Below are 6,583 nucleotides of genomic sequence, written 5' to 3' on the forward strand. Positions count from 1 at the left end.
CGCCTGAGGCGGCCGGGACTCCGGCATGCAGGGGCGCGGGGGAACTGCGCGACCGGCCACGACGCACCCGCGGCCGACCCATCGAGCCCAGCGGAGCGTTACCGCTCCAGCAGCCCGTTGAACCGCCGCGGCAGCCCCAGCGGGTTGTCGTCGCGCAGCTCCGGCGGGAGCAGGGCCTCGGGGGCGCCCTGGTAGGCGACCGGCCGCAGCCAGCGTTCGATCGCGGTGCCGCCCACGGAGGTCGACGTGGAGGTCGTCGCCGGATACGGGCCGCCGTGGTGCTGGGCGGGGGCGACCGCGACACCGGTGGGCCAGCCGTTGACGAGCACGCGGCCGGCGAGCGGGGTGAGCTCGGCGAGGATCTCCGCGCCCCGGCCCTCACCCGCGGCCTCCGCCTCGGAGAGGTGCACGGTCGCGGTGAGGTTGCCGGGCAGCCGGGCGAGGAGCGCCCGGACCTCGGTGTCGTCCTCGTAGCGGGCCACGACCGTGAGCGGGCCGAAGCACTCCTCGAGGAGCAGCTCGTGCGCGCCGCCCTCGACGGCCAGCTTGTCCGCCGGGACGGTGAGGAAGCCGGGGCGGACCGAGTGCTCGTCGCCCTCGCCCGCGGCGACCGGGGCCTCGACGCCCGGGAGCGCGGCGCGCTCGGTGACGCCCGCGAGGAAGTTGTCGCGCATCCGGTGGTCCAGCAGCACACCGGCGTCGACGTCGGCGACCGCCTCGGTGAGCGACTTCAGCAGCCGGTCGCCGGCCGCGCCCTTCGGCGCCAGCACCAGACCCGGCTTGACGCAGAACTGGCCCACGCCCAGGGTCATCGAGCCCGCGAGCCCGGTTCCGATGGCCTCGGCGCGCTCGGCCGCCGCGGCCTCGGTGATGACGACGGGGTTGAGGGAGCCCAGCTCGCCGTGGAACGGGATCGGCACCGGGCGGGCCGCCGCCGCGTCGAAGAGGGCCCGGCCGCCGCGTACGGAACCGGTGAAGCCGGCCGCCGCGACCAGCGGGTGCTCGACCAGCTCGACGCCCGCCTCGAAGCCGTGCACGAGCCCCACGACGCCCTCGGGGATGCCGTGCTCGGCGGCGGCCGCGCGCAGTTCGGCCGCGACCTGCTCGGACAGGCCCGGGTGGTCGGGGTGGGACTTGACGACGACCGGGCAGCCCGCCGCCAGCGCGCTCGCCGTGTCGCCGCCGGCGACCGAGAAGGCGAAGGGGAAGTTGGAGGCCGAGTAGACGGCCACGACGCCGAGCGGCACCTTGTAGCGGCGCAGGTCGGGGATGGGCGGGGTGGCGGTGTCGTCGGGGTGGTTGATCACCACGTCGAGGTAGGCGCCCTCGTCGACGAGGTCCGCGAAGGCCCGCAACTGGTAGCAGGTGCGGGCGAGTTCACCGGTCAGCCGCACGGGGCCGAGCGCGGTCTCCGCGTCCGCCAGCTCCACGAGGCGGTCCTTCGCACCCTGGAGCCGGTCGGCGGCGGTGCGCAGGAACGCGGCGCGCACCGTGCGGTCGGCGAGGGCGCCTCTCACGGCGTGGGCGGCGCGGACGGCCTCGTCCACGCCCTGGGCCGTGGCCTCCACCGCAACCTGCTCGCGCTGCTTCCCGGTACGGGGGTCGACACTCCAGACTGGTGCTGCTGCCACCGCGGGTTCCCTCCACATGTCATGCCGGCTCTTGCCGCAGTTCGTACGTCACCCACCAGGGTCGTTCGATATACTGAACGCCGTCTCTGGTGATGAACACTTTTCGAGACTATTTCCCGTCGAACGAAGGGGTCAAGGGGCGATGTCGGCAGGCGAGACGGGCGGCGGGGCGCAGGTCAAGTCCGCGGTGCGCACGGTGGAACTGCTGGAGTACTTCGCCGGGAGTCCCGGCATGCACTCCCTGGCCTCCGTGCAGGAGGCGGTCGGGTACCCCAAGTCGAGCCTGTACATGCTGCTGCGCACCCTCGTCGACCTCGGCTGGGTCGAGACGGACGCGACGGGCACGCGGTACGGCATCGGTGTGCGGGCGCTGCTCGTCGGCACCTCGTACATCGACGGCGACGAGGTGGTGGCCGCGGCCCGTCCGACCCTGGACCGCCTCTCGGACGACACCACGGAGACCATCCACCTGGCCCGCCTCGACGGCACCAACGTGGTCTACCTCGCCACCCGCCAGTCCCAGCACTACCTGCGCCCGTTCACGCGCGTGGGCCGCCGGCTGCCCGCCCACTCCACCTCGCTGGGCAAGGCGCTGCTGGCCACCCACACCGACGAGCAGGTCCGGGGGCTGCTCCCCGAGACGCTGCCCGCGCTGACCGAACACACCCTCACGGACCGCGAGGAGCTCATCGAGGAGCTGCACCAGATCCGTGAGCAGGGGATCGCCGTGGACCGCGAGGAGAACACGCTGGGCCTGCGCTGCTTCGGCGTGGCCGTCCCGTACCGCACCCCGGCCCGGGACGCGATCAGCTGCTCGGTGCCGGTGGCCCGGCTGACCCCCGCCCACGAGCAGCTGGTCAAGGACGCCCTGTTCGACGCCCGGGACCGGCTGACGCTGGCGACGCGGAGGCTGTGACGCCGTACGGCTCCATGAGGAAAGCATGAGAAAACGGGCGGAAGGGAACGCCCGTCCCCTTCTCACTCGTCCTTCCGGACGTCATGAACAAGACGATCAGGCGCTCCGCCGTCTTCACCCTGCTGCTCGTGTTCGCCCTGCTGGTCAGGGCGACCTGGGTGCAGTTCTACGAGGCGCGGGCGCTCGCGGACGACACGGACAACCGGCGCACGGTGATGGAGCAGTACGCCCAGCCGCTCGGCGACATCGTCGTGGGCGGTGACGCGGTCACCGGCTCCACGCGCACCGAGGGCAGCGACCTCGCGTACAAGCGCACCTACACCGACGGTTCGCTGTACGCGGCCGTCACGGGGTACAGCTCCCAGGTGTACGGCGCGACGCAGCTGGAGGGCATCTACCGGGACCTGCTCGACGGCACGGAGACCGAGCTGAAGGACCCGCTGGACGTGCTCACCAAGGAGCGCGCCGCACCGGGTGACGTGATCACGACGATCGACCCGGACGTGCAGAGGGCCGGGTACGAGGCGCTCGGTGACACCAAGGGCGCGGCCGTCGCGATCGACCCGGCGACCGGGGAGCTCCTCGCCGTGGTCTCCACCCCCTCGTACGATCCGGGCACCATCAGCGGATCCGGCTCCTCCGACGCGGCGGCCTGGCAGAAGCTCAGCGAGGACGAGGACGAACCGCTGGTCAACCGGGCGCTGCGGCAGCCGCTGCCACCGGGCTCGACGTTCAAGCTGGTGGTGGCGGCCGCCGCGCTGGAGGACGGGCTGTACGGGACCGTGGACGAGCCGACGGACAGCCCGTCCCCGTACACGCTGCCCGGCACGGTCACCGAACTGCGCAACGAGAGTTCCACGGCGCCCTGCGCGAACGCCTCGATCCGGGTGGCCCTGCAGTACTCGTGCAACACCGTCTTCGCGAAGCTGGCGGTCGACCTCGGCCAGGACAAGGTGCGGGCGATGGCGGAGAAGTTCGGCTTCGACGACAAGGAACTGGACGTGCCGGTGCGGGCGTACGCGAGCGTGTACCCCTCCGGCATGGACGAGGCGCAGACCGCGCTGTCGGGCATCGGCCAGTTCGACGTGACGGCCACCCCGCTGCAGATCGCCATGGTGTCGGCGGCCATCGCCAACGGCGGAGAGCTGGTCTCCCCGCACATGGTGGCGCGGACCGGCGACGCCGACGGCAACGTCCTCGAGGACCACGACGGCGAGGCGGACACCGAGCGCGTCGTCAGCTCCGCCACCGCCGAGCAGCTCCGGTCGGCGATGCGGACCGTGGTCGAGGAGGGCACGGGCACCAACGCCCGGCTCTCCGGGGCCACCGTCGGCGGCAAGACCGGAACCGCCCAGCACGGCGAGAACAACAGCAAGACGCCGTACGCCTGGTTCACCTCGTACGCGAAGTCCGACACGAGCGACCGGCAGGTCGCGGTCGCGGTGATCATCGAGCAGTCGGACGCGGCCCGCTCCGAGGTCAGCGGCAACGGCCTGGCGGCCCCGGTGGCCCGGGCCATGATGGCGGCGGCGCTGGACGGCTGAGGAGCGTCGGGGTCACTTCACGCCCAGCAGCTGCTCCACCGGGTCGATCGCGAAGTACACCAGGAACAGCGCCGACGTCCCCCACAGCAGCCAGTGCACCTCCCTGGCCTTCCCGAGCACGGTCTTGATCAGCACGTACGAGACGAAGCCGGCGCCGATACCGTTGGTGATCGAGTAGGTGAACGGCATCACGGCGATGGTCAGGAAGGCGGGGACGGCGATCTCGTACCGCTCCCAGTCGATGTGCTTGACCTGGGTCATCATCAGGAAACCGACCGCGATCAGCGCCGGGGCCGCCGCCTGCATCGGGACCATGGTCAGCAGCGGGGTGAGGAACAGCGCGCACGCGAACAGCCCGCCGGTGACCAGGTTGGCGAACCCGGTGCGCGCGCCCTCGCCGACACCCGCCGCCGACTCGATGTAGGAGGTCGCGGAGGAGGCGGAGGCGGCGCCGCCCGCGACGGCCGCCGCCGAGTCGATGAGCAGGACGCGGCCCAGGTTCGGCACCCTGCCCTCCTCGTCGAGCAGTCCGGCCTCGGCGCTGACGCCGACGACCGTGCCCATGGTGTCGAAGAAGTCCGACAGCAGCAGCGTGAAGAGCAGCAGGACCACGGTGATCACGGTGACCTCGCCGAAGGCGCCGAACAGGCTGAAGTCGCCGAGCAGCCCGAAGTCGGGCGCCGCCACCAGGCTGTCGGGGATCTTCGGTGAGGTCAGGCCCCAGCTCGTGACGTCGGCGGCCGCGTCGATCACGATGGCGACGGCCGTCATCACCAGGATGCTGATCAGGATCGCGCCCCTCACCCCGCGGGCGATCAGCGCGATGGTCAGCAGCACCCCGAGGCAGAAGACGAGGAGCGGCCAGCCCGACAGGGCGCCCGAGCCACCGAGCTGGACCGGGACCGTGCTGTTGGCGGCGTCCGGCATCCGGCTGACGAACCCGGCGTCGACGAAGCCGATGAAGGCGATGAACAGGCCGATGCCCACGCCGATGGCCTGCTTGAGCGGCTGCGGAATGGCGTGCATGACGGCCTCGCGCAGTCCGGTGACCACCAGCACGCAGAGGAGCAGTCCCTCGATGACGACGAGGCCCATCGCGTCGGCCCAGCTCATCAGCGGGGCGATCTGGAAGGCGACGACCGCGTTGAGGCCGAGTCCGGCGGCGAGCGCGAGGGGCAGGTTGCCGCCGACGCCCATGATCAATGTCATGACGGCGGCCACCAGGGCGGTGGCGGTGGCCAGTTCGGCGCCGTCGAGCCGGTGGCCGAACTTGTCCTCGGCGCTGCCGAGGACGATGGGGTTCAGGACAAGTATGTACGCCATGGTGAAGAACGTGGCGAAGCCGCCGCGCAACTCCCGGGGATACGTGGAGCCCCGAGCGGTGACCTGGAAGAAGCGGTCGACCCGGGGCGCCGCGGACGGCCCGGCCTGGGGCCGCCCCGCCTCCTGCTGCGTGTCGGACATGACGCATACTCCTCGTGACCTGCGTAGAGGGTGACTTGATGCTGGCTGGATCGTCCCCGTACCGCGTGCGGTCCGGGTTTCCTCCGTGTTACGGAATCACAGTTCGGTACCTCATACGCCGTTCGAAGGCCCGTACGGACACTGCTACGCTTCCGGTCCTCGCCCCACGGAAACGATCATGTGATGCCGGGGCGACCCGGGGGCCGTGACCGCACGGGCGACCGAGCACGGGTCCGTGCGCGCACATCCCCCGCACCGGTCCCGTCGAGCCGCAGCGAGGAGTCCGCCCGTGGGCACTGCCGTCGACGACGCAGCCTCCGTGGAGTTCCACGCCTTCTTCGAGCGGCACTACGCCGAACTGGCGCGGCTGGCCGCCCTGCTGACGGGCGAGGCCGACGCGGCCGACGACCTGGCGGCCGACGCGCTGCTCGCGCTCTGGCACCGCTGGGACCGGGTGCGGGCGGCCGAGCACCCGGTGGCGTACGCGCGCGGCGTGGTGGCCAACCTGGCCCGCAGCCGGATCCGCAGCGCGGTCCGTGAGCGGCGCCGCATCACCCTGTTCTGGTCGCAGCGCGAGGAGAAGACGGAGAACCCGGACGTCCCCGGCATGGTCGACGTGCAGGAGGCGCTGCGCAGACTGCCGTTCCGCAAGCGGGCGTGCGTGGTGCTGCGGCACGCCTTCGACCTCTCCGAGAAGGACACCGCGCTCGCACTCGGGGTGTCGGTGGGTACGGTGAAGAGTCAGACGTCGAAGGGGATGGCCGAGCTCCAGCGGTTGCTCGGGGCCGAGTCCGTCCCGCGGCAGATCCACCGGGCGGTGTCCGGGGCCACCGGAGGAAGGGACCGATGAGGGACGTGCACGAGGACCTGCGCGCCCGTCTGCGCGAGACGGCCGAGGCCCACGAGCCCGACCGTGCGCGCATCCTGGCCCGGATCGAACGCGGCATGGCCGAGGGGACCCGCGCCACGCACCGGGCGCGCCGGCCGCTGAGCGGCTGGGCCGGCTGGGCGCGGCTCGCGGGCGCCAC

At 72.1% G+C, this 6,583-nt stretch carries 5 protein-coding genes and 1 pseudogene; 4 read left to right on the plus strand and 2 right to left on the minus strand.

What is annotated here, in order from left to right:
* Positions 1-98: 98 nt before the first annotated feature.
* Positions 99-1,631: an aldehyde dehydrogenase (NADP(+)) gene (locus tag UW392_RS03820; protein WP_320773416.1), complete on the minus strand. Its 1,533-nt coding sequence runs from the start codon at positions 1,629-1,631 to the stop codon at positions 99-101.
* Between the two features lie 142 nt (positions 1,632-1,773).
* On the opposite strand from UW392_RS03820, the gene UW392_RS03825 reads away from it, so the two are divergent.
* On the plus strand, positions 1,774-2,547 hold the full coding sequence (locus tag UW392_RS03825; protein ID WP_320773417.1) for an IclR family transcriptional regulator: 774 nt from the start codon (positions 1,774-1,776) through the stop codon (positions 2,545-2,547).
* An 83-nt stretch (positions 2,548-2,630) separates the two neighbouring features.
* Positions 2,631-4,091, plus strand: a complete 1,461-nt coding sequence (locus UW392_RS03830) for a peptidoglycan D,D-transpeptidase FtsI family protein (protein ID WP_320773418.1) — start codon at positions 2,631-2,633, stop codon at positions 4,089-4,091.
* Between the two features lie 12 nt (positions 4,092-4,103).
* Here the strand turns inward: UW392_RS03830 and UW392_RS03835 are convergent, their stop codons facing one another.
* Positions 4,104-5,555, minus strand: coding sequence for an NCS2 family permease (locus tag UW392_RS03835; protein WP_320773419.1), 1,452 nt, complete (start codon positions 5,553-5,555; stop codon positions 4,104-4,106).
* Positions 5,556-5,844: 289 nt separating this feature from the next.
* Between UW392_RS03835 and UW392_RS03840 the strand changes: the two genes are divergently transcribed.
* Both UW392_RS03840 and UW392_RS03845 read left to right on the plus strand, forming a co-directional pair.
* Entirely contained in the window at positions 5,845-6,405 is a 561-nt protein-coding gene (locus UW392_RS03840) for a SigE family RNA polymerase sigma factor (protein WP_320773420.1), read from the plus strand.
* A pseudogene (locus UW392_RS03845) lies at positions 6,402-6,583 on the plus strand (hypothetical protein); the annotation flags it as partial. The gene UW392_RS03840 and the pseudogene UW392_RS03845, both read left to right, overlap by 4 nt.

The organism is Streptomyces sp. CRN 30 (genome assembly GCF_034105845.1).

What these genes read in the sequence shown, in the direction of transcription:
- UW392_RS03835 (WP_320773419.1), bottom strand. Translation starts at nt 5,555, where the DNA reads ATGTCCGACACGCAGCAGGAGGCGGGGCGGCCCCAGGCCGGGCCGTCC.
- UW392_RS03830 (WP_320773418.1), top strand. Translation starts at nt 2,631, where the DNA reads ATGAACAAGACGATCAGGCGCTCCGCCGTCTTCACCCTGCTGCTCGTG.
- UW392_RS03825 (WP_320773417.1), top strand. Translation starts at nt 1,774, where the DNA reads ATGTCGGCAGGCGAGACGGGCGGCGGGGCGCAGGTCAAGTCCGCGGTG.